General features: G+C 72.9%; 20 protein-coding genes and 2 pseudogenes. 16 read left to right on the top strand and 6 right to left on the bottom strand.

Going from position 1 to position 24,554, the window contains the following annotated elements; all coding sequences use genetic code 11:
* Nucleotides 1-7: 7 nt before the first annotated feature.
* Entirely contained in the window at nucleotides 8-988 is a 981-nt protein-coding gene (locus AB0K92_RS30130) for an NAD(P)/FAD-dependent oxidoreductase (RefSeq protein ID WP_365928105.1), read from the bottom strand.
* Between the two features lie 78 nt (nucleotides 989-1,066).
* Here AB0K92_RS30130 and AB0K92_RS30125 point away from each other — a divergent pair, with 78 nt between their 5' ends.
* The 6 genes from AB0K92_RS30125 to AB0K92_RS30100 all read left to right on the top strand — a co-directional run bounded on the left by AB0K92_RS30125 (nucleotide 1,067) and on the right by AB0K92_RS30100 (nucleotide 6,483).
* The gene (locus tag AB0K92_RS30125; RefSeq protein ID WP_365928103.1) at nucleotides 1,067-1,648 is read left to right on the top strand and encodes an XRE family transcriptional regulator; all 582 of its coding nucleotides are present in this window, start codon (nucleotides 1,067-1,069) and stop codon (nucleotides 1,646-1,648) included.
* 235 nt (nucleotides 1,649-1,883) lie between these two features.
* The gene (locus AB0K92_RS30120) at nucleotides 1,884-2,849 is read left to right on the top strand and encodes an NADPH:quinone oxidoreductase family protein (RefSeq protein ID WP_365928101.1); all 966 of its coding nucleotides are present in this window, start codon (nucleotides 1,884-1,886) and stop codon (nucleotides 2,847-2,849) included.
* On the top strand, nucleotides 2,846-4,027 hold the full coding sequence (locus AB0K92_RS30115) for an acyl-CoA dehydrogenase family protein (RefSeq protein ID WP_365928099.1): 1,182 nt from the start codon (nucleotides 2,846-2,848) through the stop codon (nucleotides 4,025-4,027). The genes AB0K92_RS30120 and AB0K92_RS30115 overlap by 4 nt, the downstream gene beginning before the upstream one ends.
* Nucleotides 4,024-5,118 carry an acyl-CoA dehydrogenase family protein gene (locus AB0K92_RS30110; RefSeq protein WP_365928097.1) on the top strand — a complete coding sequence of 365 codons (1,095 nt, stop codon included), beginning with the start codon at nucleotides 4,024-4,026 and terminating at the stop codon, nucleotides 5,116-5,118. The genes AB0K92_RS30115 and AB0K92_RS30110 overlap by 4 nt, the downstream gene beginning before the upstream one ends.
* 193 nt (nucleotides 5,119-5,311) lie before the next feature.
* Nucleotides 5,312-6,175 carry a phosphatidylinositol-specific phospholipase C/glycerophosphodiester phosphodiesterase family protein gene (locus tag AB0K92_RS30105; RefSeq protein ID WP_365928095.1) on the top strand — a complete coding sequence of 288 codons (864 nt, stop codon included), beginning with the start codon at nucleotides 5,312-5,314 and terminating at the stop codon, nucleotides 6,173-6,175.
* Between the two features lie 113 nt (nucleotides 6,176-6,288).
* Nucleotides 6,289-6,483 carry a hypothetical protein gene (locus AB0K92_RS30100; RefSeq protein WP_165996086.1) on the top strand — a complete coding sequence of 65 codons (195 nt, stop codon included), beginning with the start codon at nucleotides 6,289-6,291 and terminating at the stop codon, nucleotides 6,481-6,483.
* A 27-nt stretch (nucleotides 6,484-6,510) separates the two neighbouring features.
* Here the strand turns inward: AB0K92_RS30100 and AB0K92_RS30095 are convergent, their stop codons facing one another.
* Nucleotides 6,511-7,749: a phosphodiester glycosidase family protein gene (locus tag AB0K92_RS30095; RefSeq protein ID WP_365928093.1), complete on the bottom strand. Its 1,239-nt coding sequence runs from the start codon at nucleotides 7,747-7,749 to the stop codon at nucleotides 6,511-6,513.
* 290 nt (nucleotides 7,750-8,039) lie between these two features.
* On the opposite strand from AB0K92_RS30095, the gene AB0K92_RS30090 reads away from it, so the two are divergent.
* From AB0K92_RS30090 to AB0K92_RS30075, 4 genes are read left to right on the top strand one after another with little or no spacing between them, the layout of a single operon-like run.
* The gene (locus AB0K92_RS30090) at nucleotides 8,040-9,068 is read left to right on the top strand and encodes an NAD-dependent epimerase/dehydratase family protein (RefSeq protein ID WP_365928091.1); all 1,029 of its coding nucleotides are present in this window, start codon (nucleotides 8,040-8,042) and stop codon (nucleotides 9,066-9,068) included.
* Nucleotides 9,065-9,940: a glycosyltransferase family 9 protein gene (locus tag AB0K92_RS30085; RefSeq protein WP_365928089.1), complete on the top strand. Its 876-nt coding sequence runs from the start codon at nucleotides 9,065-9,067 to the stop codon at nucleotides 9,938-9,940. The genes AB0K92_RS30090 and AB0K92_RS30085 overlap by 4 nt, the downstream gene beginning before the upstream one ends.
* Before the next feature lie 3 nt (nucleotides 9,941-9,943).
* Nucleotides 9,944-10,855 carry a glycosyltransferase gene (locus tag AB0K92_RS30080; RefSeq protein ID WP_365928087.1) on the top strand — a complete coding sequence of 304 codons (912 nt, stop codon included), beginning with the start codon at nucleotides 9,944-9,946 and terminating at the stop codon, nucleotides 10,853-10,855.
* A complete protein-coding gene (locus tag AB0K92_RS30075) occupies nucleotides 10,852-11,766 on the top strand; it encodes a glycosyltransferase (RefSeq protein WP_365928085.1) in 915 nt (304 codons plus the stop codon). Before AB0K92_RS30080 ends, AB0K92_RS30075 begins: the two co-directional genes overlap by 4 nt.
* Before the next feature lie 247 nt (nucleotides 11,767-12,013).
* Here AB0K92_RS30075 and AB0K92_RS30070 read toward each other — a convergent pair whose 3' ends face one another.
* Complete coding sequence (locus tag AB0K92_RS30070; protein ID WP_165996078.1) at nucleotides 12,014-12,577, bottom strand: hemerythrin domain-containing protein; 564 nt, start codon at nucleotides 12,575-12,577, stop codon at nucleotides 12,014-12,016.
* Nucleotides 12,578-12,810: 233 nt separating this feature from the next.
* Here AB0K92_RS30070 and AB0K92_RS30065 point away from each other — a divergent pair.
* From AB0K92_RS30065 to AB0K92_RS30055, 3 genes and pseudogenes are all read left to right on the top strand, one after another.
* Nucleotides 12,811-13,354, top strand: a pseudogene (locus tag AB0K92_RS30065) (MFS transporter); the annotation flags it as partial.
* Between the two features lie 290 nt (nucleotides 13,355-13,644).
* Nucleotides 13,645-13,908 carry a hypothetical protein gene (locus AB0K92_RS30060; RefSeq protein WP_365928083.1) on the top strand — a complete coding sequence of 88 codons (264 nt, stop codon included), beginning with the start codon at nucleotides 13,645-13,647 and terminating at the stop codon, nucleotides 13,906-13,908.
* 66 nt (nucleotides 13,909-13,974) lie between these two features.
* Nucleotides 13,975-14,133, top strand: a complete 159-nt coding sequence (locus AB0K92_RS30055) for a hypothetical protein (protein WP_365928081.1) — start codon at nucleotides 13,975-13,977, stop codon at nucleotides 14,131-14,133.
* Nucleotides 14,134-14,306: 173 nt separating this feature from the next.
* On the opposite strand, the gene AB0K92_RS30050 is transcribed toward AB0K92_RS30055, so the two are convergent.
* The 3 genes from AB0K92_RS30050 to AB0K92_RS30040 form a co-directional block, all read right to left on the bottom strand.
* Nucleotides 14,307-14,591, bottom strand: coding sequence for a hypothetical protein (locus tag AB0K92_RS30050; RefSeq protein ID WP_365928079.1), 285 nt, complete (start codon nucleotides 14,589-14,591; stop codon nucleotides 14,307-14,309).
* 87 nt (nucleotides 14,592-14,678) lie between these two features.
* Complete coding sequence (locus AB0K92_RS30045; protein ID WP_365928077.1) at nucleotides 14,679-16,208, bottom strand: CATRA conflict system CASPASE/TPR repeat-associated protein; 1,530 nt, start codon at nucleotides 16,206-16,208, stop codon at nucleotides 14,679-14,681.
* 43 nt (nucleotides 16,209-16,251) lie between these two features.
* Entirely contained in the window at nucleotides 16,252-16,659 is a 408-nt protein-coding gene (locus tag AB0K92_RS30040) for a CATRA system-associated protein (protein ID WP_365928075.1), read from the bottom strand.
* A 300-nt stretch (nucleotides 16,660-16,959) separates the two neighbouring features.
* Between AB0K92_RS30040 and AB0K92_RS30035 the strand changes: the two genes are divergently transcribed.
* From AB0K92_RS30035 to AB0K92_RS30025, 3 genes and pseudogenes are all read left to right on the top strand, one after another.
* Nucleotides 16,960-20,790: a CHAT domain-containing protein gene (locus AB0K92_RS30035; protein ID WP_365928073.1), complete on the top strand. Its 3,831-nt coding sequence runs from the start codon at nucleotides 16,960-16,962 to the stop codon at nucleotides 20,788-20,790.
* Between the two features lie 128 nt (nucleotides 20,791-20,918).
* Nucleotides 20,919-21,777 (top strand): annotated as a pseudogene (locus tag AB0K92_RS30030) (IS5 family transposase).
* 787 nt (nucleotides 21,778-22,564) lie between these two features.
* Nucleotides 22,565-24,554 (top strand): DUF6531 domain-containing protein (locus tag AB0K92_RS30025; protein ID WP_365928071.1); only part of this gene is annotated, 1,990 nt, incomplete at its 3' end.

Genomic DNA, 24,554 nt, shown 5'->3' with positions numbered 1-24,554 from the left:
ACAGGCGTCAGCTTCGTGAGGCCGGTGCCAGGGCGTCCAGGTCCGTCATCAGCAGGTCGCCGTTGAGGGCCGCGGCGGCCCGGTAGCCGCCGCTCGCCGCGTGGACGACCTGTTCGGCGAAGCCGATCGCGTTGCCCGCCGCCCAGACGCCGGGGACGCTGGTCAGGCCGTTGGCGTCCACGACCGGGTAGCGGCCGAACGGGGTGTCGTGGAAGTCGGCGCCCAGCCGCTCCAGCAGCCCCGTCTGCGGCACCGGGCGCGGGGAGACGAACAGCGCCTCCCGCGCGTGGACCGTCCCGTCCGCGAGCCGCACCCCGGTGAGCCGGTCGTCCTCGACCACCAGGCCCGCCACCTCGCCGGGCACCACGCGGACCCCGGCCGCGGCCAGCCGGCGCAGATCGTCGTCGGACAGCTCCTCCTCGGCGACCGTGTGCAGGAAGAACGTCACGTCCTTCGACCACTGGGAGACCATCAGCGCCTGGTGCACGCTGAGCGGGGTCGCGGCGAGCACGCCGAAGGCCTGGTCGCGGACCTCCCAGCCGTGGCAGTACGGGCAGTGCAGCACGTCCCGGCCGAACCGCTCGGCGACGCCCGGCACGGCGGGCAGCTCGTCCTTCAGGCCGGTGGTGACGACGAGCCGCCGGGCGCGCACGGTCCGCCCGCCCGCCAGGCGCACCGCGAAGTCCCCGCCGGCGCCCTCGCGGGTGACGTCCACCGCCCGGTCGCGGACCAGGCCGACGCCGTAGCGGGCGATCTCCTCGCGGCCGAGCGCCAGGAACTCGACGGGCGGCATGCCGTCCCGCGACAGATAGCCCTGCAGGTGGGCGGAGGGCGCGTTGCGGGGCTCGCCCGCGTCGACGACCAGGGTGCGGCGCCGGGCGCGGCCCAGCACCAGCGCGGCGGACAGGCCGGCGGTGCCTCCGCCGACGACGATCACTTCGTACGTGTTCCCGTTGGGGTCCTGGTTGCGGTTCGCGTTCTCGGTCATGGTGACCACCTCCACGCCCGACGGTCGCCCAAGCGGTGCGCCATTGACAAACAGGTTTGCCGAAACTGCAATACGACCATGACGACGGAAGAGGTACTCGCGAGTGTCGGCCCCAGGCTGCGGCGGATCCGGAAGGAGCGGGAGGTGACGCTCGCGGCGCTGTCCGAGACCACGGGCATCTCGGTCAGCACCCTCTCGCGGCTGGAGTCGGGGCAGCGCAAACCGTCCCTGGAACTGCTGCTGCCGATCGCCCAGGCCCACCAGGTGCCCCTGGACGAGCTGATCGGGGCCGGCGCGGTCGGCGATCCGAGGGTGCGGACGAAGCCGCTCACGCGGGACGGCCGGACCCTGTGGCCGCTCACGCGCCAGCCGGGCGGACTCCAGGCGTACAAGATCATCGAGCCGCGGCGCACCCGGGAGCCGGAGCCGCGCACCCACGAGGGGTACGAGTGGCTGTACGTGCTCTCCGGGCGCCTGCGCGTGGTCCTGGGCGATCACGACGTGGTGCTCACGGCGGGGGAGGCCGCCGAGTTCGACACGCGGGTGCCGCACTGGTTCGGGTCGACGGGGGAGGGGCCCGTGGAGTTCCTGAGCCTGTTCGGCCCGCAGGGGGAGCGCATGCATGTGCGGGCGCGGCCGAAGAAGGCCGCGGACGGGTGAGGGCGATGACGGCCGCGGACGGGTGAGGGTGACGACGGCCGCGGACGGGTGAGGGGTGACGACGGCCGCGACGGGTGAGCGCGCGGAAGGCCGCGCGCGGGCTCCGGGCTTGTGCGGTGAAGTGGCCGGACGAGTGACTCGCGCGACTGTTCCCTGATCGGCAAGCGACCGCTTAGTATGCGGTGCGACCCCGGTCCGATGCCGGTCGGACGAAGCAGTCCCGTGGAGGCCCCGCATGCAGGCATGGCACGTGCACGAGAACGGCGAGCCGAGTGAGGTGATGCGCCTGGCGGAGGCCGAGCGGCCCACCCCCGGCGACGGCCAGGTCCTGGTGAGGGTCCGCGCCGCGAACATCAACTTCCCGGACGCGCTGCTGTGCCGGGGCCAGTACCAGGTCCGCCCGCCGCTGCCGTTCACCCCCGGCGTGGAGATCTGCGGCGAGACCGAGGACGGCCGCCGCGTCATCGGCAACCCGGCGCTGCCGTACGGCGGTTTCGCCGAGTACGCCGTCGCGGACGCCGCCGCCCTGCTGCCCGCCCCCGAGGCGCTGGACGACGCCGAGGCGGCCGCCCTGCACATCGGCTACCAGACCGGCTGGTTCGGCCTGCACCGCCGGGCCGGGCTGGAAGCCGGCGAGACGCTGCTCGTGCACGCCGCCGCCGGCGGTGTCGGCAGTGCGGCCGTCCAGCTCGGCAAGGCGGCCGGCGCCACCGTCATCGGGGTCGTCGGCGGCGCGGACAAGGCCGCCGTCGCCCGGGAACTGGGCTGTGACGTGGTCATCGACCGGCGCGCCGAGGACGTCGTCGCCGCCGTCAAGGAGGCCACCGGCGGCCGCGGCGCCGACGTGATCTACGACCCGGTCGGCGGCGAGGCCTACACCCAGTCCGCCAAGACGGTCGCCTTCGAGGGGCGGATCGTGGTCGTCGGCTTCGCCAGCGGCACCATCCCGAGCCCCGCCCTCAACCACGCCCTGGTGAAGAACTACTCAATCCTCGGACTGCACTGGGGCCTGTACAACACCAAGAACCCGAAGCTGGTGCGGCACTGCCACGACCAGCTCACCGAGCTGGCCGCCCGCGGCGCGATCAAGCCGCTGGTCAGCGAGCGCGTGCCGCTCGCCGGGGCCGCGGCCGCCGTGCAGAAGGTCGCGGACGGCCGCAGCACCGGCCGGATCGCCGTCGTGATGGAGGAGCCCGCATGACCGACGCCGCCGAACTGCGCCGCCGCACCCGGGAGTTCCTGGCCGCGCACCCGCCCGCCACAACCGGCCGGCTGGAGTTCCTGCGGGCCCGCTTCGACGCCGGGCTCGCCTGGGTGCACTTCCCCGAAGGCCTCGGCGGACTGGGCGCCCCGCGTTCCCTCCAGGCCGTCGTCGACGCCGAACTCGAGGCCGCGGGCGCCCCCGACAACGACCCGCGCCGCATCGGCATCGGCCTCGGCATGGCCGCCCCGACGATCCTCCAGTACGGCACCGAGGAGCAGAAGAAGCGCTTCCTGAAGCCGCTGTGGACCGGCGAGGAGGTGTGGTGCCAGCTGTTCAGCGAGCCCGGCGCCGGCTCCGACCTCGCCGCGCTCGGCACCCGCGCCGTGCGCGAGGGCGACCACTGGGTCGTCAACGGGCAGAAGGTGTGGACCTCCAGCGCCCACCTCGCCCGCTGGGCCATCCTCATCGCCCGCACCGACCCGGACGTGCCCAAGCACCGGGGCATCACCTACTTCCTGTGCGACATGACCGACCCCGGCGTCGAGGTCCGCCCGCTGCGGCAGATCACCGGCGAGGCCGAGTTCAACGAGGTCTTCCTCACCGACGTCCGCATCCCCGACGCCCACCGCCTCGGCGAGGCCGGCGACGGCTGGCGGGTCGCGCAGACCACCCTCAACAACGAACGCGTCGCCATCGGCGGTATGCGCCTCCCGCGCGAGGGCGGCATGATCGGCCCGGTCGCGAAGACCTGGCGCGAGCGTCCCGAGCTGCGCACCCACGACCTGCACCAGCGGCTGCTCACCCTCTGGGTGGAGGCCGAGGTCGCCCGGCTGGCCGGCGAACGCCTGCGCCAGCAGCTCGTCGCCGGCCAGCCCGGCCCCGAGGGCGCCGGCATGAAGCTGGGCTTCGCCCGCCTCAACCAGGCCATCAGCGGCCTGGAGGTCGAACTCCTCGGCGAGGAGGGCTTGCGTTACGACGACTGGACCATGCGCCGCCCCGAGCACGTGGACTTCACCGGCCGCGAGGCCGGGTACCGCTATCTGCGCTCCAAGGGCAACAGCATCGAGGGCGGGACCAGCGAGGTCCTGCTGAACATCGTCGCCGAGCGCGTCCTCGGCCTGCCCGCCGAACCGCGCACCGACAAGGACGTCGCCTGGAAGGACCTCGCCCGATGACCGACCCCGACCTGCTGTACTCGGAGGAGGAAGAGGCGCTGCGCGCCGCCGTCCGGGACCTGCTCGCCGACCACTGCGACCCGGCCGCCGTCCTCGCGCGCGCCGAGTCGGACGCCCCGCACGACCTGAGGCTGTGGAAGGCGCTCACCGACGGCATGGGCCTGGCCGGACTGCTGGTGCCCGAGGAGCGCGGCGGCCAGGGCGCCACCCACCGCGAAGCGGCCGTCGTCCTGGAGGAACTGGGGCGCGCCGTCGCCCCGGTGCCCTATCTGACCAGCGCGGTCGTCGCCACCGAGGCGCTGCTGGCCTGCGACGACGCCGACGACCTGGTCGTGGAGCTGGCGTCCGGCCGGCGCGTCGGCGCCCTCGCGGTCGCGCTCGACGTCGCCGCGGGCGGCGTGGCGGGCGGCGCGGTGCGGACCGTACGCGTCGAGGACGGGACCCTGCACGGGGAGCTGACCGGCATCGCCGACGCCGCCGTCGCGGACGTCCTGCTCGTGCCCGGCGACGACGGCGGGCTGTACGCGGTCGACGCCGCCGCCGCGACCGTCACCCCGCAGACGTCGCTGGACCTCACCCGGCCGCTGGCGACGGTCACCCTCGACGGTGCCCCGGCCCGCCGCATCGGCACCGCCGCACCCGCCGTCGGCCGCGCCCTGCGCACCGCCGCCGGACTGCTCGCCTCCGAGCAACTGGGCCTCGCCGACTGGACGCTGACCGAGACGGTCCGCTACCTGAAGGACCGCAAGCAGTTCAACCGGCCCGTCGGCGGCTTCCAGGCGCTCAAGCACCGGCTCGCCCGGCTGTGGCTGGAGGTCGTCAGCCTGCGCGCCGCCGCCCGGGCCGCCGCGGACGCCCTCGCCACCGGTGAGGACACCGACGTCGCGGTCGCCGTCGCCCAGGCCTACGCCGCGCCGGTCGCCGTCCGCGCCGCCGAGGAGGCCCTGCAACTGCACGGCGGCATCGGCATGACCTGGGAGCACCCCGTCCACCTGTACCTGAAGCGGGCCAAGGCCGACTCGATCGCCTACGGCACCGCGGGCGCCCACCGCGCGGCCCTGGCCGAACTGGTGGACCTCCAGGCCCCCTGACACACCCCCGGCACACCCTGACGGACCCTCACGGGAAAGCCCGCCCGACCTGGGGCGGGCTTTCCCGTGCCGCTCCCGCGCCGAAGTGAACAGCTGACGGCACTCCGGCCAACTCGCCGCGCACACCGTCCCCTTGAGGTCTCCGCGATCGCATACTCGCTGCGTCCCGACCCGCACCCCTGGGAGGCAGCGCATGGCCCTCACCACCCGCCGCAGAGCCCTCACCACCCTCGGCGCCGCCCTCGCGGGCACCGTCGCCCTGCCCACGAGCGGCGCGCTCGCCACGGAGCGGCACCACCGGCCCCGCCCGCTGTGGCGCGCCCACGCCCACAACGACTACGAGCACCCCCGCCCCCTCCTCGACGCCCTCGACCACCGCTTCGGCAGCGTCGAGGCGGACATCTTCCTCGTCGACGACCAGCTCCTCGTCGCCCACGACCCGGAGGACCTCGACCCGGCCCGCACCCTCGAAGCCCTCTACCTCGACCCCCTCGCCGCGCGCGTGCGCGCCCACCGCGGCTCGGTGTACGGCGGCCACCGCGGCTCCCTGCAGCTCCTGATCGACCTCAAGACCGAGGGCTCGTCGACCTACGCGGAGCTGGACCGGCACCTGCGCCGCTACCGCCACCTGTTCACCACCTACGTCCGCGGCCGGGTGCTCCCCGGCCCGGTCACCGCCGTGATCTCCGGCGACCGGGCGGCCCGCGCGCCCATGGAGGCCCAGACCGTCCGCCGGGCCTTCTACGACGCCCGGCTCACCGACCTCGGCGGCCCCGCGCCCGCCTCCTTCGCGCCGCTCGTCAGCGACAACTGGACCCGGCACTTCACCTGGCAGGGCACGGGCGCCTTCCCCGCGGCGGAACGCGCGAAACTGCACGCCATCGTGGGCGCCGCGCACGAGCACGGGCAGCGGGTCCGCTTCTGGGCCACCCCCGACCGGCCCGGACCGGAGCGGCAGGCGGTGTGGTCGGAACTCCTCGCCGCCGGCGTCGACCACCTCAACACCGACGACCTCGCGGGCCTCGAAGCCTTCCTCGACGCCCACCGGCCGGCGTAGACACCACTCGTTCGGAGGACAGCCCAGCCGCCCGGACGAACCCTCCGCTACGCCACACTTGCGGCCGAACGCCGTGAACCGGACGCGTGACGGCGTGGCGGAGGAGGTTGACGATGGCCGTGTCCATCTCTGTGGTGCTGCTGCTCCTGATCCTGGCGGTGATCTTCCTGCGCAACGGAGGACTGAAGATCTCCCATGCGCTGGTCTGCCTGCTGCTCGGCTTCTACCTGGCGAGCACGAGCGTCGCCCCCACGATCCACAGCGGCCTGACGGCGACCGCCGACATCGTCAGCAGCTTCCGGCCGTAAGGACGAGCGGGAACACGCCGGGTCAGGTCACGGCCCCGAGAACACCCCGATCCCGTTCGGCACCGGCCGTTCGGCGCCGCCCGCCGGATGGTTGCGGACGGTGACGGTGCCGGCGCCCGGGTCGCGGGCGACCAGGGTGGAGGAGCCGCCGCCGTCGAGGCTGAAGGCGTCGTCCGCGCCCAGGCGGCGCAGCACGTCGGCGAGTTCGGCGATCGTGAGACCGGCGCGGTACTCGGGGGAGCCGTCGAGGGAGAGCAGCAGGACACGCCGGCCGCCGCTCGCGAGGCCCACCGCGGAGCGCACGGCCGCGGTCCGGTCGTCGAGGCCCGGCAGAGGCTCCCCGTCCGAGAGCACCGGATAGCCGCCGACGGCGAAGCGGTACGGGATCCGCGACCGGGACGCCACCAGGCGGTGGTGCACCCGCACGGCGTCGCCGACGGCGAGCTCGCGCAGCCACTGGGCCCCCGCCTCGCGTCCGACGAGCACGGTGGTGCCGGGGGCGATGGGGCCGCCGCCCGGCCTCGGATCGGTCGTCACCACCCGCCCCTGGCGGATCGTCACCTCGTGGGTGTCGGCGCTGCACGGCGCGGCGCGCTCGGTGTCCGTACCGCAGGTGGCGCGCACCCGGGAGGCGTTGCCCCAGTCCGCGGTGAAGGCGCCGACGGAGCCGACCGGGAGGGCGTACTGGTTGAGGCCGCCGAGCGGCACGCGCCCGGCCGCGGTGGTGACCGAGCCGTCCAGGGCCAGGCTGTCCAGGCGGGCCCGGCGGTCCACGCCCACGCCGAACACGTCCCGGGTGGAGGTGCCGGGCGGCAGGGCGGGGCCGAAGCGCTGCCCGTCCGGCACCGCGCCCTTCAGCGTCCGGCCGCTCGCGACGGCCGGTCCGACGCTCGCGCCGGTCGCCTCGACGCCCGGGTGCTGGGTCTCGGTGATGTTGAAGAAGTCCCCGTTGACGCCCGCGACGGCGCCCTGTCCGTCGGCGAGCCGCGACACGGTCGACCGCGCGGCCACCGCTCCCGGATACAGCAGGTCCAGGCGCACCCCGGGGCGGCGCAGGTCGACGGTCAGCACGTGCGCGCGGACCGGGCCCCTGGCCGCCTGGAAGTCGAACGTCTCGTAGACCACGCCGGGAGCGATGTCGACGGCCGCCGCGGCGGCGCCGGCCGGAGCCGCCCCGGCCAGGGCAGCGCCGGCCAGCGAGCCCAGTGCCGTGAGGAGTGCCAGGACCGTTCTGCGCGCGGGCAACCGAGTCTGACGCGTCGTCACTTGAGTGCTCACACATCCCCCCTGAGGTCGCGTCAACTGTCCCAGGCGTCAGGGGAGGTGCACCAGACGGCACCGTCCGGCCGGGTGGCCGGACGGCGACGGGTGGCGCGCGAACGGGGGAACCGGACCGCCGGACGGGTGACGCCCGCGGCCCCCGTCACCTGCGCCTCCTGTGGCACAGCGGCACCGGACGTCGGAGTATGAAAACCGCCCCCCGGGGCACTCGGGCGCCGCTCGCCGTCCCCCTGACGACGGGGAAGGCCCCGCATCGGCGGAAGGAGGCCGTGTACATGACGCCGATGGCGTTCTCCGCGATACCGCTGCCGATGTCCCGGCCCGCCTGGAAAAGGGCCCTGGTCACCGGCGGCGCCGGGTTTCTGGGCTCCCACCTGTGCGAACGTCTGATCGATGCGGGAGTGGAGGTCGACTGCCTGGACGACCTGTCGTCCGGCTCCCTCGACAACATCCGCGCGCTGACCGCACGCCCCGGCTTCCGTTTCCTGCGGCGGGACGTGAGCGCCCCCGGCTGCCTGCACGCGCTGACCGGCCCCTACGACCTCGTCCTGCACTTCGCCGGCCCCGCCTCGCCCGCCGACTGCCTCGGCTGCCGGCTGGCCGCGCTGGACGCCGCCGGCCCCGGCACCCGCAACGCCCTCGCCGTCGCCGAGCGCGACGGCGCCCGCTTCCTGCTGGCCTCCGCCTGCCACGTCTACGGCGACCCGGCGGCGCATCCGCAGCGCGAGGACTGCTGGGGACAGGTCGACCCCGTCGCGCCGCGCAGCGCCCACGACGAGGGCAAGCGGTTCGCCGAGGCGCTGACCACCGCCTGCGCCGCCGCCCGTGGCACCGACGCCGGAATCGTCCGCCTGTTCGACACCTACGGCCCCCGGATGCGGGCGGACGGCCGCCAGGCACTGCCCACCTTCATCCGGCAGGCGCTCACCGGAGCCCCGCTCACCGTCGACGGCGACGGCAGCCAGACCCGGTCGCTCGCCTACGTGGACGACGTCGTCGAGGGCGTGCTCCGGGTCGCCGCCAGCCGCGCCGTACGGCCCGTGAACATCGGCGGCGACGACGAGGTCACCGTCGAGGAGATCGCCCGCCGGGTGATCCACCTGACCGGATCCCCCTCCCGCCTGGAGTACCGGCCCGGCCGCGCGCACGGCCCCGCCCGGCGCAGGCCCGACACCACCTTCGCCCGCGAGCTCTACGGATGGGCACCCGCGGTGCCCTGGGAGGAGGGCTTCAAGCGGACCATCGCCCACGTCGCCGAGCACTGCGCGCCCGGTGCCGCCGAGCCGGAGGTGGTCGAGCGGTGAAGGCCCTGGTCGTCCCCCTCGACGGATTCACCGGCGCACTTCTCGCCGGCCCCGCCGTCCGCGCGGTCGCCACCCGCGCGCACCCCGTCACGGTGCTGTGCGGACCCGGCGGGGAACCCGCCGCCCGGCTGCTGCCCCACGTCGACGACGTCGTCGTATGGGAACCGCCGCCGCGAACCCCCGAGGACGGGCGGGCGGACGACGACCCGCTGGTGCGGCGGCTGCGAAACGAGGCCTACGACGTGGCACTCGTCCTCGCCCCCGGCGGACACAGCCCCGGCCCCGCCGAGCAGCTGCTGCTCCGGGCGCGCGTGCACCGGGTCGCCGCCTGCGGCGACACCCGCCCGCGGGCGGTCCTCGGCACCGCCGCCGCGCTCGGCTTCCGCCCGCGCGCCGGGGACGACGGACGGCTGCGGGTCGTACCCCCGCCCGACACCGCCCAGCTCACCGGCGCCGGCCCCTACGTCGTCGTCCACCCCGGCGCCGGGCCGCCCGGCCACGCCTGGGACCCCGACCACTGCGCGGCCGTGGTCAGCGCGCTGGCCGACGCCGGGCACCGCGTCGTCGTCACCGGCGGACCGGAGGAGAGCGCCCTCACCCGGCACGTCAGCGCGGACATCGCCGTGGACCTCGGCGGCCGTACCGACCCCCGGCGGTTCGCCGGGGTGCTGCGCGCCGCCGACGCCGTCGTCACCGGCGCGCCCGGACCCGCCCATCTCGCCGCCGCCACCGGCACCCCGGTCGTCTCGCTCGTCCCGCCCGGCGCGCCGCGCCGCCCGGACGGCGTGCCCAGCGTGCTGCTCGCCCCGGACGCGTGCACCGCCCGGGACGTGGCCGGCGCCGTGCACCGGCTGCTCGACGAAAGGACATGAGGCGTGCACCCGCAGGCCCTGCCCGACGCCGCCCGCTCCCGCCCGCCCGCGGCCGGCCGGATCACCGTCGCCATGATCACCCGCAACCGCCGCGCGAGCGTCCTGCGCACCCTGGACCGGCTGGCCGAACTGCCCGAGCGGCCCCCCGTCATCGTCGTCGACAACGACTCCGCCGACGCCACCGCAGCCGCCGTCCGCGACCACCCCGTGGGCGCCCGCGTCCTCACCCCCGGCCGCAACACCGGCGCCCTCGGCCGCAACCTCGCCGTACGGCACGCCACCACCCCCTACGTCGCGTTCAGCGACGACGACTCCTGGTGGGCGCCCGGCGCGCTCACCACAGCCGCCGACGTCCTCGACGCCCACCCGCGCCTCGGACTGCTCGCCGCGCGCACCCTCGTCGGCCCCTACGCCGCCGAGGACCCGCTGAACACCGTCCTCGCCGCCTCCCCGCTGCCCCGCGACCCCGGCCTCCCCGGCACCCCCGTGCTCGGCTTCCTCGCCTGCGCGTCCGTGGTGCGCCGCCGCGCCTTCCTCGACGCGGGCGGCTACCACCCGGTGCTGTTCTTCGGCGGCGAGGAGACCCTGCTCGCCTACGACCTCGCCGCCCGCGGCTGGGGCGTGTGCTACGTGCCCTCGGTGACCGCCCTGCACCACCCCGACCCCGCCGAACGGCCCGGCCGCTCCGCCGCCCAGCGCCGCAACGCGGTGCTCACCGCCTGGCTGCGGCGCCCCGCCCCGGTCGCCCTGCGCGCCACCGCCCGCCTCGCCGCCGAGGCCGTCCGGGGCGAACCCGCGGCGGGCGCCGCGCTGCGCGGCACGCTCGCCCGGCTGCCCGCCGCCCTCGGACACCGCAGACCGCTGCCCGCACGCGTCGAACAAGCCGCCCGACTGCTGGAGGGAGGGCAGCCGTGACCGACGACACGGCCCGCCCGGACGGCCGTACGACGGTCGTCGTGATCACCCGTGACCGCCGCCCCGAGCTGCTGCGCACCCTGCGCACCCTGCGCGACCTGCCGGAGCGGCCCCAGGTGATCGTCACCGACAACGGCTCGAGCGACGGCACCGCGGACGCCGTCGCCCGCGATCACCCCGAGGTCCTGCTGCTGCGCCCCGGACGCAACCTCGGGGCCGTCGGCCGCAACCTCGCCGTCCGCCACGTCCGCACCCCCTACGTGGCCTTCTGCGACGACGACACCTGGTGGGAACCCGGCTCCCTGCGCCGCGCGGCGGACGTGCTGGACGCCCACCCGCGGGTCGCCGCCGTGACCGCGCGGATCGTCGTCGAACCGTCCGGCGAGGAGGACCCCGTCGTCGCCGAGCTGCGCGACTCGCCGCTCACCGGCCCCGACTGGCTGCCCGGCCCCGCCCTCGGCTCGTTCCTCGCCGCCGCCACCGTGATGCGCGCCGACGTCTTCCGCGCGGCGGGCGGCTTCCACCCCGGACTGTGGCTCGGCGGCGAGGAGGAACTGCTCGCCACCGACCTGCTGCGGCGCGGCCACTGGCTCTGCTACATCCCCGAGATCACCATCCACCACGCCGCCTCGCCGGTCCGCGACAGCACCCACCGCCGCGTCCTCGGCCTGCGCAACACCCTCTGGTTCACCTGGCTGCGCCGCCCCTGGCTGTCGGCGGTGCGCCGCACCTGGTACCTGCTGCGCACGGTGCCGCACGACCGGGCCACCGCGCGGGCCTTCGCCCACGCCGCGGCCGGACTGCCCTGGGTGCTGCGGCAGCGCGATCCCGTCCCGCCCGACCTGGAGGCCCGGCTGGTGGCCCTGGAGCAGGCACGGCGGTCGTCGCCGGCGCGGCGGTACGTCGGCTGAGGGCCCCCGGCGCGGCGGTCGGTACGTCGGTCGGGTCGGTACGTCGGTCGGGTCGGTACGTCGGTCGGCCGAGGCCGGCTGAGCCGAGGCCGGCTGAGCCGGAGGAGCCGTGGACACAGACACGACGGCGGCCGTGGCTGTGGGCCACGGCCGCCGTCGTGTCTGTGCGCTGTCTGTCCGTCCGTGCGCTGTTGCGGGGCGGGGTTGAACCGTCCGGTGCTTCCTCGGGCGCGGGGCCGGGTGCGGCTCAGTCCTTCTTGCCGCGGCCCGTCAGCATGTCGCGCATCCGGTCGACCATGCCGACGCCGGGTGCGAGCAGCTTGTTGGCCGGGGGCTTGTCCGGGGCGGACGGGTGCGGGCGGGTCGGCGCCATCTTCTTCGCCTGGCGCACCTTGTCGCCCAGCTCGTCGAGGGCCTCCGCCGGACAGGACCGGCGCAGCATCGGGAAGAGGTTCTCCTCCTCGTCGGCCACGTGCGAGCGGATCTCCATCATGAGCATGCCGATCAGCCGGTCGAACTCGGGGTCGTCCGCCTCGCAGCGCTCCAGATCCTTCATGATCTGCTCGGCCTTGGCGTGGTCCTCGAGCTCCTTGTCGGCCATCGCGTCCCCGTTGGGAATGTGCTCCCGCACGGCCGGGTACAGATGGGCCTCCTCGGCCACGGAGTGGCGCACCAGTTCCATGACGACCTGGTCCGCGTAGACCTTGCGGTCCTTGTCGCCCGAGGGCAGCGCCTCGATCCGGCCGAAGAGCGTCTCGACCTCCCGGTGGTCCGTCACCAGCTCGTCGATGACGTTTCCTCCGTGTCCCATGTCACTCCCTCCATCGCGACTCGGGCGGTTCCCGGACGGGCCCGCCCAGCCTTCCGGGTGCCCGTGCGGGGGACGCCGTAACGCGGGCGGCGAGGAGTACACCCGAGTGCCGCAACGGGCGCCCGGCAGTTGCTTGTGAGCACGTGCACAGGGTGGGCCAAGTGCGGCGGCCGGGCCCGGACTCGCCCGTCGGGGCGCGTTCGCGGCGAGGGCGCCCGGTCCGGACCCCGGGGATCCCGTCTGCCACGATGGGCGGAGTCGGCTCCCTGGTGCACAGCGCCGGGCGGCTCGCCGGCACCGCCCTCGCGGGGGTCGCGCCGGCTTCCTCGGCACGGGTGCCGCCTACGCCGCGAACGGGCTGTCGTTCCTCTTCGTCGCCTCCCGCGCAAGGGCACACGGCGCGCGGGGCGCACGAGCGGGGACATGACCGTCCGTGAGGGCCCGGCGTTCTTCGTGAAGCGGCCCCGGCTGGTCGCGCTCGCCGGGATCACCGGCGTCAGCGCGGTCTTCGGCCGCCACTACGGCCTCACCCTCGCCGTCCTCGTCACCGGCCCCCTCGCGGGCGGTGCCGGGTCCTTCGCCACCGTCTCCACCGTGCTCGCCGTCGGCGGCAACCTCGGCGCGGTGCTCGGCGCGCGGCTGCGCAGGCCGTCCGTGCGGCTCGTCGGCGCGCTCGCCGCCACCGGCGGGCTGCTCCAGGTGCTCGCCGGGCTGTCGCCGCCGCGCGCCGTGCTGCTGGTCCTGGTGATGCCCATGGCCGTCGTGGAGTCCGTCTCCGGCGAGATGACCGTAGGCGCCGAGGCGGAGCTGGACGCGGTCATCGCCAAGGCGAAGGCCAGCGTCAGTGCCAAGATCGCAGCGAGTGTGGGGGTCACGACCGGCCACCGTTACAGCCACGACGTCAGGTGCAACAAGTACGGGCACCTGCAGTACGGCTCGTGGGGTTACAAGGTGTCGTGGGAGAAGTACCGGTCCAGCGGCGACGGCTGCGGCGGTGTGAAGATCGGCAGTGGTAAGGAAACCCTGCCCACCAAGGAGACCGGCTGGAAGTACTGGGAGACTTCCTCATGACCTCACTTCCCGTCAGGGCCTGTCTGACCGCTCTCGCCGTCGCGTCAACGGCGGCTCTGCTCGCCTCCTGCACCTCCGACAGCGGCGACACTGCGGGCACGACACCGTCGTCCAGCCCGACAACTGCATCGTCCCCCGAACCCCGTGGTGCGTCGGAGAAGAAACTCACCGAACAGGCCGAGGCGGCACTGGCGGGCTTCCACGACGGGACCCTGGTCGAATCAGGTGTGGAGCGCGTCAGCGAAGGCATCCACACCTAACCGACACTGACCAAGGGCGAGGCATACCGAATCAACGTCGCCTGCGTCGGCACAGGAAGCGCCCAGATGCGGTTCACCCCGGCGAGCGCGGGCCAGAAGGCCACCGTGCCCTGTGACAGCTCCGTCCTCCAGCAGCGCATCACCGCAGACAAGCCCGTCCGGATCGACATCGACGGCAATGCCGGAGCCACCGGCATGATCGCCTGGCAGATCGATAAGATCTAGTTCCCAAAAAGGCGACGGCGCAGCCCGTGCCGCCGGCGGACGGGTCCGCAGGCGGGCTGGCGGACTGCCGGGGTACGGCGGCGGGTCCGAGGGGCTCGCCGACTGGGGCGTAGCTGGTGGCGTCCGTCTCCCCCGCCGGCATCGGGCCATCCGGGGTGTCGGTCGCGGGCTCATCAACCGGCGGATCGGGGAGAGGGCCCACCGCGTCCAGCAGGTCGGTGGCCCGCCGCAACCGGGACGCCCGTCAGGCTCATCAGGGCGTCCGCGGCGCCCCGCAGACACGACTCCGCGACCTCCGCCGACTGCTCCAGCAGGGTACCGGTCAGGATTTGGCGCGCGTCCCGCAGCAGGCCCAGCGCCCGTACGCCCGATGGGCCCTGCACGGCCATGGCGGCGGCCAGGACCTCGTCGACCTCGGGCAGTTCGTCCTCACCGGTCGGCGGCATCGTGTCGCTCACCGGTGCACCGTAGAGCCCGGCGGGCTGTGTCCGGACTGAAACCCCACGCGGCACGCCGGGCGCGGATCGGGCGGTGTGCCCGGCACGCTACGAGCTGGCCAGGCGCGACCTTGTGCAGGCTATGTGACGACTCCTCAGGACGTCGGCGGTCATGAGGAGCACGGCTCCGGCTGCGGCGGAGACGACTGTCCAGGTGGGCGCGGACGGGCGCTGGACGAGGTGGGCGGTGAGAGAGAACAGGAGCCAGCCGAGTGACGCGCCGACCGCCCCGCTGGCCACGAGAGTGGCTCGTGCGCGGCGGGCCGGGGCGGTGCTGAGGGACCAGTGCCATGTGACGACGGGCAGGGCGAGGGCGAGGCTGCTGAGGAGGCAGATGGAGGGGGCGATCAGAGGGCCGGGCAGCGGAACCTTGTAGGAGAAGGACTGGATGGCGGCGAGCAGCATCAGCAGCGCCCCGAGAAACGAGGTCTGCCACAGCGCCAGCCGGGTCTGGTGGTCGCTGAGTCTGGACGCCGTCTCCGCTTCCGCGTGGGCGATGACGTCACCGGCGCGTGCGTGGGCGGCGCTCAGGTACACCTCTTCCGCGCGGGCCTGGGCGAGAGTGACGCCGGCTGTGCGCAGGTCGTGGCCGAGCGGGCCGTCGTCCGGTGTGAGGAAGTCGCCGCCGACCGCCACCTCCATGTTGGCCTTGGCCGCCTCCAGCGTCTGGGCGAGCGCGCGTACGGAGCTCAGCGACGTGGTGAGGCCACCGGATGCGATGCGCAGCCGGCGCAGGTCCTGGCGGGCGGATGTGAGCGCGTCAAGGGAGGGTCCGGGAGCCGCGTGGGGCCAGTCGGAGGTCTTGCCGAACAGGGATCCGCAGACACCGTCCGTTTCCGTCCGCAGGCTGCGCAGCGCGGGCAGGCCGGACAGCAGCACCTGGCGTTCGTAGCGCGCCTTGGCGGCGTGGAGAAGGTACCTCGTGAAGGGAACCAGGCCGGGAACGGGAGAGCTCCAGACCCACGCGTCGAGCTCTGCCTCCTGGGAGGAGGGTGCAAGGACGGCGAGCCTGCGGTGCGTCGAGGCGGTGCCTCCCGTGGGCGCGGGCAGGTCCCAGAGCAGGTAGCCCTGACGTGTTCGCGCTCCGCTGTGCCACCAACCGGAGTCGAAGGGGTCGGGGACCTCGGCGCTGATCAAGGGGGCCACCGCTGCCGGATCCGCTGGAGACGCGGTGGTGAGCAGACCCATGTGGACGGCGGCGGTACCCAGCAGCACCGCCTCGCCGGGCGGGGGCAGCAGCGCCTCCCAGCGCGTCGCCAGCGCCCTCCAGTGGAGGGCGGCCGAGTTGGGCGCCTGCATGAGGGTGACGGCGACGGCGTCGTGCCACTGGTAGGCGAGTGCGGTGTACACCTGGCCGGGGTCGGTCTGGCAGGCGGCCGCCAGGACGCGCAGTGTGTCGGTGACCGGTGGTGCAGCGGTGCTGTCGAGGCGGGTCGGGTGTCCGCCGAGGGGCTCCGTCAGGCCGGCGCTGGTGATCGCGGTCCACAGGTCGTGCAGATGAGACCTGGTCGCCGTGTGACCGGAGCCGAGGCGGTCGGCGGGGTAGAAGACGTGGGTGAGCAGGGCCGGCCGGTGCACGGGCGGTGGTGAGGGGGAATGAGGGCTTGAGGAGGTGCTCATCTCAGCTCGTCGGTCCGCTACCGCCGGGGCCGCCGGTCGCCGTGTCTGCCCCGCTGCCGTCTCCGTCCGGCGGGGGTGTCTGCGGCAGCCCCAGGGTGTGCACCACGTGGTTGACGAGTTCGCCGACGTCCTGCGGGAGTCCTCCGACGGGGGGCGGCTCCGCCATCGCGGGATTGGCGTCGCGTACGACCCGTACGGGCCCGCAGATTTTGATCATCGTGACCGCCCTGCGGGCCTGGTCCGGCCGGCTCTGGTCGATGGCTGCGGCCAGAAGGCGCAGGGCCTCACGGACCTTGCTCCAGCCCTCCTCGGTGAGCCGCCAGGCCCGTACGTCGCTCAGGAGCCGTGCTGTGTTCGGTGGGAGAGCGGCCGCCAGGTGTGCCGAGTCTGCCTCGTCGGGAGTGGTCACATGTCCTCCTGCGTCTGTGGGAGCCGGCCCGCCGACGGTGGCGGAGAGACCTGACCACTTCTGCACCCGTGCACACCCCACCTGCGAGGAGCCCGCACCCGCCACGTTCGGCGCCAGCGTAGCGGAGCCACCGGAGCAAATGGGAGCTTTCCAGGGCGAGTTGTGGATCCTTGCACGACGGTCCGGGCAGCACCCTAAAGTGCGGACGGCAGCGAGGGGGCAAGCATGAATGATTCGGATACGGACGAGCCATCGAGGCTGGCTGACGATCCGTCGACGGCGGCTGACGAGCCATGGACGGTGGCTGCGGAACACGCGTGGCAGGTCCTGCAGGATGCCCTGGCCACCGCTTCCGGCACCGGCGACCCGGCGGTGACCCTGGCGTCTTCGGTCGTCGAAGCGGCCCTCGCGGTGGCCGGGATGGTCGTCGAGCCGCCCGATGTGCACGGGCCCGAACCCACACAGGACATGGCAGCCAGGCAGGCCCTGGGCTGGTACCACTGGTTCCGCTATCAGGCGCTGCCGGAAGGGGAGGACGAGGACGAACTCCTGGCAGCCGTCGTCGTCCTGCTGCCCTTGATCGACGTCAGGCCCGACATCGTCCCCGCTTCACTGGCCGGCCTGTTCCACGCGTCCGACGACGGCCGAGCCGACCGGCTCGCCGCCCTGGGCACCGCTCTGCTACGCCGCGCGCGTGCCACCCCGGAGCCGGAGGTGGCACGCGCCGCCGTGGACGTCCTGGAACGGGCCGTGGCCGCCATGCCCGGCGGGCCCCAGGAAGCCGATGTCACGGGCAATCTGGCCACCGCTTGGCTGACCTGCTTCGAGCGCACCGGCGACCTGTCCCTACTGGACCACGCGGTGGACTGCGCCCACCGGGCGGCTGCCCTCCCGAGTGAAGGGCAGCACTCCCTGCTGGGCAATCTCGGCGCGGTGCTGCTCGCCCGGCACCGCCGCACACGCTCCCCGGATGACCTTGCCGGGAGCATTTCGGCGAGCCGGGCGGCGCTGGCCGGCGCACCGCACTCTCCGGTCCTGCTCGTCCAGCTCGGCAGCGCTCTGCGCATCCGCCACCAAAGGCAGGCCCGGCGCGCCGATCTGGAGGAGGCCGAGGCCTTGTGCCGCCGGGCGGTGGACATCGTCGACGAAGACCACCCGCTCCGCCCGACCGTGCTGTCCCAGCTGGGCAGCTGCCTGCAGGACCGGTTCGATCTCACGGACGATCGGGAGGCCCTGTCGGAGGCGATCCGGACCCAGCGCACGGCTTTGGAATCCCTCCCCGAGGACCATCCCGAACGCACGGCGATCATGGTCAACCTCGGTAACTCGCTGCGCACCCTGGCCGTTCGGCTCGGTGACCGGGACGCCGCCGAACAGGCCGTCAGGCTGGGGCGGCTGGCGCTGGAGCCGCTCCACGGTGACCGGCCCGAACGGCCGCTTGCGGCTTCCGGACTGGCGGCCGCTCTGCGTGTCTGGTTCCAGCTGACCGGTGACGCCCAGGCTCTGCGGGAGTCGGTGACCCTCTTCCGTCAGGTGCTGCACGGCACCGGGCCGGAGGACCCCTACCTGCTGGGACGGCTGTCCAACCTGGGCACCTCCCTCTGGGCCTCCTACGAACACTCCGGGCGTATTGAGGATTTGAAGGAAGCCCTGGAGGTGCTGCGCGATCCGAGGGCCGGACGGGCGCTGCGCCGGGCCGACCCCGCGAACGTGCCGGCCTACCTGAACAACCTGGCCACCGCGCTGCTCACCGCCCACGAGCGGACCGGCGACCTGTCACTGCTGGACGAGGCTGTCGATGCGGGGCGGGAAGGGGTCGAGGCCGCCGCCGACCCGGTCCGCCGGGCCCTGTGTCTGTCTGTGGTCGGCAATGCGCTGCTCACCCGCTTCGAGATGTCCGCCGCGGAGGCGTACCTTCACGAGGCGCTGGCCGCCATGGAGGGCGCCGTCTCCGCCCTTCCTCCGGACCACGGGGACCGGCCGCGGCTGCTGTCCAACCTGGGCAACGCCTTGCGTCTGCACCACGACCGCACCGGGCGGCAGGCGTCCCTGGACCGTTCCGTCGACGTGCTGCGCCGCTCCGTGGAGGCGACTCCCGACGAGCACCCGGACCGGATCTCCTACCTGATCAACCTCGCCGCGAGCCTGAACACCCGCTACGAAACCGGTAAGGACATCGCGGACCTGCAGGAGACCGTCGAAATCCTGCGCCGCGCCGTACGCGAATCCGTGCCTGAGGGCTACGACCGCACCAGCGCCCTCAGCAACCTCGGCACCGCGCTGTTCCAACGGTACGAACGCCTCAAAGTCCGCCGGGACCTGGAGGCAGCCATCCAGGTGCTGTGCTCGGCCACCGAGCGGCTCGCCGACACCCATCCCCACCGCGCCGTCTCACTGGGTCACCTCGGTACGGCGCTGCGGGCCCGCCACCGGCTCACTGGGCGCCGATCTGATCTGGACGACGCCGTGGAGGCCTTCCGGTCGGCCGCGCACAGCCCAAACGCTCCAGTGTCGTTGCAGCTCGCCGGGGCCCGCCACTGCGCCGACGCCGCCGCGGCGGCCGGCCGTCCGCAACCGGCCATGGACGCCTACCGGCGCGCTTTCGCGCTACTGCCCAAGCTGGTGGCCCGGCAGCTCTCCCGGTTCGACCAGGAGCACCAGCTCGGCCTCACCGCCGGACTGGCCGGCGACGCCGCCGCCTGTGCCCTGCACCACGGCGATCGCGCGCTCGCCCTTCAGTTCCTTGAACAGGGCCGGGGCCTGGTCCTCGGTCAGCTCCTCGACATCCGGAGCGACTTGGGTGATCTCCGCATTCAGGCACCCCAACTCGCCGATCGGCTTGAGGAGATCGGACGCGCCCTGGACGTTCGGGTCGCTCCCTCGGTGCGAAACAGCATCGGACCGGTTGCCGGACCGCGTATCCCGAGAGAGACCGAGGACGTGCGGGCCGTCGAGCGTCGTGCCGACCTCAACCAGGCCTGGGAGAGCACCCTCGCCGAGATCAGGAAGCTGCCCGGCCGGTCCGATTTCCTGGCCCCTCCTTCACCGGACGACCTGCTCGCCGAAACGGTCGCGGGCCCCGTCGTCGCACTCAACATCAGCGCCCTGCGCTCGGACGCGCTCATCCTCACCCCCGACCGGGTCGAGGTCGTCCATCTGCCCGGCGCCACACCCGGTGCGGTGCGCGAACAGGTGAACATCCTGCTGGAGGCGGTGTCCGCGGCCCACGACCCCGCCGTACCACTGGAGGACAGTGGCGCCGCCCAGGACACCCTGCACGAGCTCCTCGAATGGCTCTGGGACACCATTGCCGAGCCCGTCATGGACACCTTGAAGGCCATCGACGCCCTGGACGACCCGGACGGCACCAGGTTGTGGTGGATGCCCACCGGGGCACTTGCCTTCCTGCCCCTGCATGCCGCCGGCCACCACCGAGCGGGAGCAGGCCGCAGCGTCCTCGACCGTGCTGTCTCCTCCTACACCCCGACCATCCGCGCGCTACGCCACCTGCGCCGTCGACAACCGTCCACCCCGCGTCCCGTACGGCTCCTGGCTGTGGGACTCGCGCAGACGGAAGGAGCCGCCCACCTGGCCGGCACCGCCGAAGAGGCGTTCCAGGTGGGAACGTCATTCCCCGAGCACACCGTCCTCAGTGGCCCCGAAGCGACCCGGGACCGCGTCCTGGAGCTCCTGCCCGACCACCCCTGGGTCCACTTCGCCTGCCACGGCTTCAGTGATCCGGCCAGTCCCTCCCGCAGCCGGCTGCTACTGCACGACCATCACATCCACCCCCTCACGGTGCTCGACATCGACCATCTGCGGCTTTCCAGTGCCCAGTTCGCGTTTCTCTCGGCCTGTAGCACCGCCCAGACCAGCGCGGTGATCCCCGACGAGTCGCTGCACATCGCCGCCGCCTTCCTGCTCGCAGGTTTTCCTCAGGTGGTGGCCACTCTCTGGCCGCTCAACGACCATCTCGCGGTCGAGTTCGCGGAGAACTTCTACAACGAGGTCCCCCTGGGGCGGCCGAGCGTCGCGGGCGCCCGGGTCCTGCACACGGTGGTTCGCAGGCATCGCGCTTGGTACTTGGACGCGCCGTCCCTGTGGGCCTGCCACATTCACACCGGGGCCTGAGAGGTTGTGCGGGCAGGCAGCGCCACGTAGAGGCAGGCGGAGTGCTCGCTCTGGAGGATCTGCATGCGGTCGCAGCCCTTGGTGGTCCACCGGCGCCGGCGACTAGGCCGTTTCTTTCAGATCATCGGATCGTTGGTCGGGCTGTGTCGTTGACTGACGCCCAGCGGGCCCGTATCGAGCCGTTGCTGCCGGACCGGACCCCTCGGCGAGGTGGGCGGTGGCGTGATCACCGGCAGGTGATCGACGCGATCGCGTTCAAATACCGCACCGGCACGCCGTGGATGGACCTGCCCGAGCACTTCGGCTCGTGGAAGGGCGCCCACAACCGGCTGCGGAAATGGGCCGCCGACGGCACCTGGGAGAAGGTCTTCACCGCCCTGCTCGCCCAGGCCGACGCCGAAGGAGACCTGGACTGGGTCGTGCGGTCGACTCCACGATCGTGCGTGCGCACCAGCACGCCGCCGGGGCCCGCCAAAAGGGGCCCCGGACGGCGAGCCCGAGCACCATGCCCTCGGACGCTCCCGCGGTGGACTGACCACGAAGATCCACCTCGTCGCGGACGGTCGTTGCCGACCGCTGGCGTTCGTCATCACGCGGGGCCAGGCCGGTTACGCACCCGCATTCGAGCAGGTCATGGCCCGGTTACGGGTACCCAGACGGATCGGCCGCCCCAGGGTGACGCCGGACGTGGTCCTGGCCGACAAGGCGTATTCGTCCTGGGCGATCCGCCTCCATCTGCGACAGCGGAAGATCCGGGCGGTGATCCCGCAGCCGGCGGACCAGGCCGCGAACCGCAAGCGACGCGGCCGGCTCGGCGACCGTCCCCCTGCCTTCGACCGCGAGACCTACAAGCAGCGCAACACCGTCGAGCGGTGCATCAACAAAATCAAGCAGTGGCGCGGCCTGGCCACTCGCTACGACAAGACCGCCACCATCTACCTCGCGGGACTCCACCTCGCCGCCATCTTCATCTGGTCGCCAAGGTGATCCGAAGGAAACGGCCTAACCGCAGGCTCCGATGATGATGGGTTCGTCGGAGGTGACATCGGCTGTGGTGAGCGGGATGATCACCTTCACCACGACCTCGATCGGTAGGTCTGCCGCCCTCATCGAGTGCGTGGCCGGGCGGGGTGCCGCGCACCCGGCTGGTCGTGCTCCTGTCCCGGCTCGTGACAAGGAAAAAAAGACCACGGATGGCGGCGCTTGGTCGGCAGTTTGCTGAGTGGATCGCAGCTTGGCTGAGTGGAATCTTCTCGGCGACATCCCACGTGGTCTTCGACTCAATGCCGCCTCATTCGGTCGATGCCGTGACGACGACAGGTAACAGAACAAGCAATTCCGCCTGGCAATCGGGAGTGATGTCTGTATAAGACGCCCCATCTTCCCGGGAAGAGGCGGGGCCGATTCCGGCCCGTATGGATCAGGGATTCGAGGGCACGGCCCGCCGGGTCGTGCGCTTCTCGTGACAGGTTGTGTGGGCCTTGTGACCGGTGCGGTCAAGAGGCATAACTGTCTGTCTGACTTCCTGTGGGGAAAGCTGATGCACTTACGTGCTGCGCGCACGCCGTCTCGGCGTGCCCGAACGTCACACAGAACGTCCCGGAGAACGGGGCTGGTTGCCGCGATCAGCACTGTCGCACTGCTGATCGCGGCGGCGCCGGGTCTTGCGGCCACGCCAAGGCCGGAGCTTCCCGAGCCGGACAGCCCGTGGACCAAGCCGACCAAGGTCGAGGCGCCCGCTACACCGGCCGGTGAGACCAGGCCCCCGGCCTCCGTGGCGGAGTCCGATCCGTCGACGCAGGTGCGCGCGTGGCGAGCGACGCAGCAGGCCCGTACGGTCGGCAAGACGGAAACGGCCCGCAGAGCCGCCGTCGCCGAGGCCGCCGAGACGACGTTCGTTCCCGAGGGCCAGGGCGACGTCCCCTGGCATCGCATCCTCGACACCCGCCTGAACGACGCCCTCGTGGCCCGGGTGAACCTGTCCAACGGCAACCTGATGCTCGCGGCCACCGACTTCGACATCGCCGGCGTCGGCCAGAAGCTCCAGCTCGCCCGCACCTACAACTCCCTTGAGGCGCCTTGGGGCAAGGTCTCGCAGCGCTGGTGGCAGGGCTACGAGCGCTACCTCCACATCGGCGACACCGAGGTGGTCGTCTTCGACGCCACCGGAGCCGCCCTGCGCTTCAAGCAGACCAGCACCGGCACCTACACCACGCCGACCGGCTACTCCAAGGACCTGAAGAAGAACGCGGACGGCACCTACACCCTGACCGACCGCAAGTCCGGCAGCCGCGACACCTACGACGCACACGGCACGCTCACCAAGGTCGCGGACAAGAACCACGGCACGATCACCGTCGACCAGCACGACGAGAGCGGCGAGCACAAGGGCTTCAAGCTCACCGAGACCCGCTCGGGCCGCTGGATCGACCTGGTCAAGACGTACGGCAACCAGTGGCAGGCCAAGGACCACACCGGCCGTACCGCCGTCTTCGACCTCGACACGCACGGCCACCTCGCCAAGGTGACCGACACCGCGGGCAAGGCCACCTCGTACACCTACGACGGCGACGGCCGCCTGATCAAGGTGACCACCCCGGAAGGCACGGTCACCGTCTTCACCTACGACGGCCACAACCGCGTGACCTCGATGCAGCGCGCCACCGAGTCGTCGGCCAGCGGCCACACCGGCCCGACCTGGCGCTTCGACTACAGCGCGGCCACGCCGCAGGACGCCGGCACCACGACGGTCACCGACCCGGACGGCGACGCCACGGTCTACTGGCACAACGCCGACGGCGAGGTCACCAAGGTCAAGGACCCGCTGGACCACTACCGCCACGCCAGCTACACCAACCACCTGACCCAGACCACGACCGACGCGATGGGCACGGGGACGGACGGCACGGGCGGCAACGTCACCACCTACGGCTGGGACACCCGCAACAACCCGGTCAAGACCCAGCTGCCCATGGGTGCCACCGCGTCGGTGACGGCGTACCAGACGATCGCCGGCACGGACCTGCCGAACGACTTCACTTCCGCCGACGGCCGCAAGGACTCGTTCTCCTACGACACCAACGGCAACACCATGTCGGTCACCACGTCCGGCACCGCCGGCGGGCAGCGCACCTACACCTACAACAAGGCCACCCCCACCTGCGGCGGCTTCGAGGGCCAGCGCTGCACGGCGACGGTGAAGATCAACGACACCCGCTCGTCGAAGACGTCCTTCACCTACGACGACAAGGGCAACCTGTCCAAGGTCACGCCGCCCGCGCCGCTGGGTGAGACGACGTACACCTACGACGCGCTCGGCCGCGTCGAGACCGTCACCGACGGCCGCGGCATCAAGACCGTCTACACCTACGACACCCGCGACCGGGTCACGAAGGTGTCCTCGACCAACGCGACCGTCACCTTCGACTACGACGGCGACGGCAACCTCAAGGTCCGCACCGACGCCTCCGGCACCACCCGCTGGGACTACGACGAACTCAACCGCGAGAGGATCCGCACCCTGCAGAACGGTGCGCAGACCGCCCTCGCCTACACCCCGGGCGGCGAGGTCGACCACTACACCGACCCCACCGGGAAGACCGACTACACGTGGGACGCCGCCGGCCGCCTGGACTACCTGATCGCGCCGGACGGCAAGAAGACCGACTTCGACTACAACAACAACGACAAGCGCACCAAGACGGTCTACCCCGGCGGCACCACCCAGTCGGCCACCATCGACAAGAACGGCCGCCCGTCCGCGA

It is taken from the genome of Streptomyces sp. NPDC052687 (assembly GCF_040678395.1).
In the GTDB taxonomy this organism is placed as follows: Bacteria; Actinomycetota; Actinomycetes; order Streptomycetales; family Streptomycetaceae; genus Streptomyces.
This window is presented reverse-complemented; position numbering and strand designations above follow the sequence as displayed.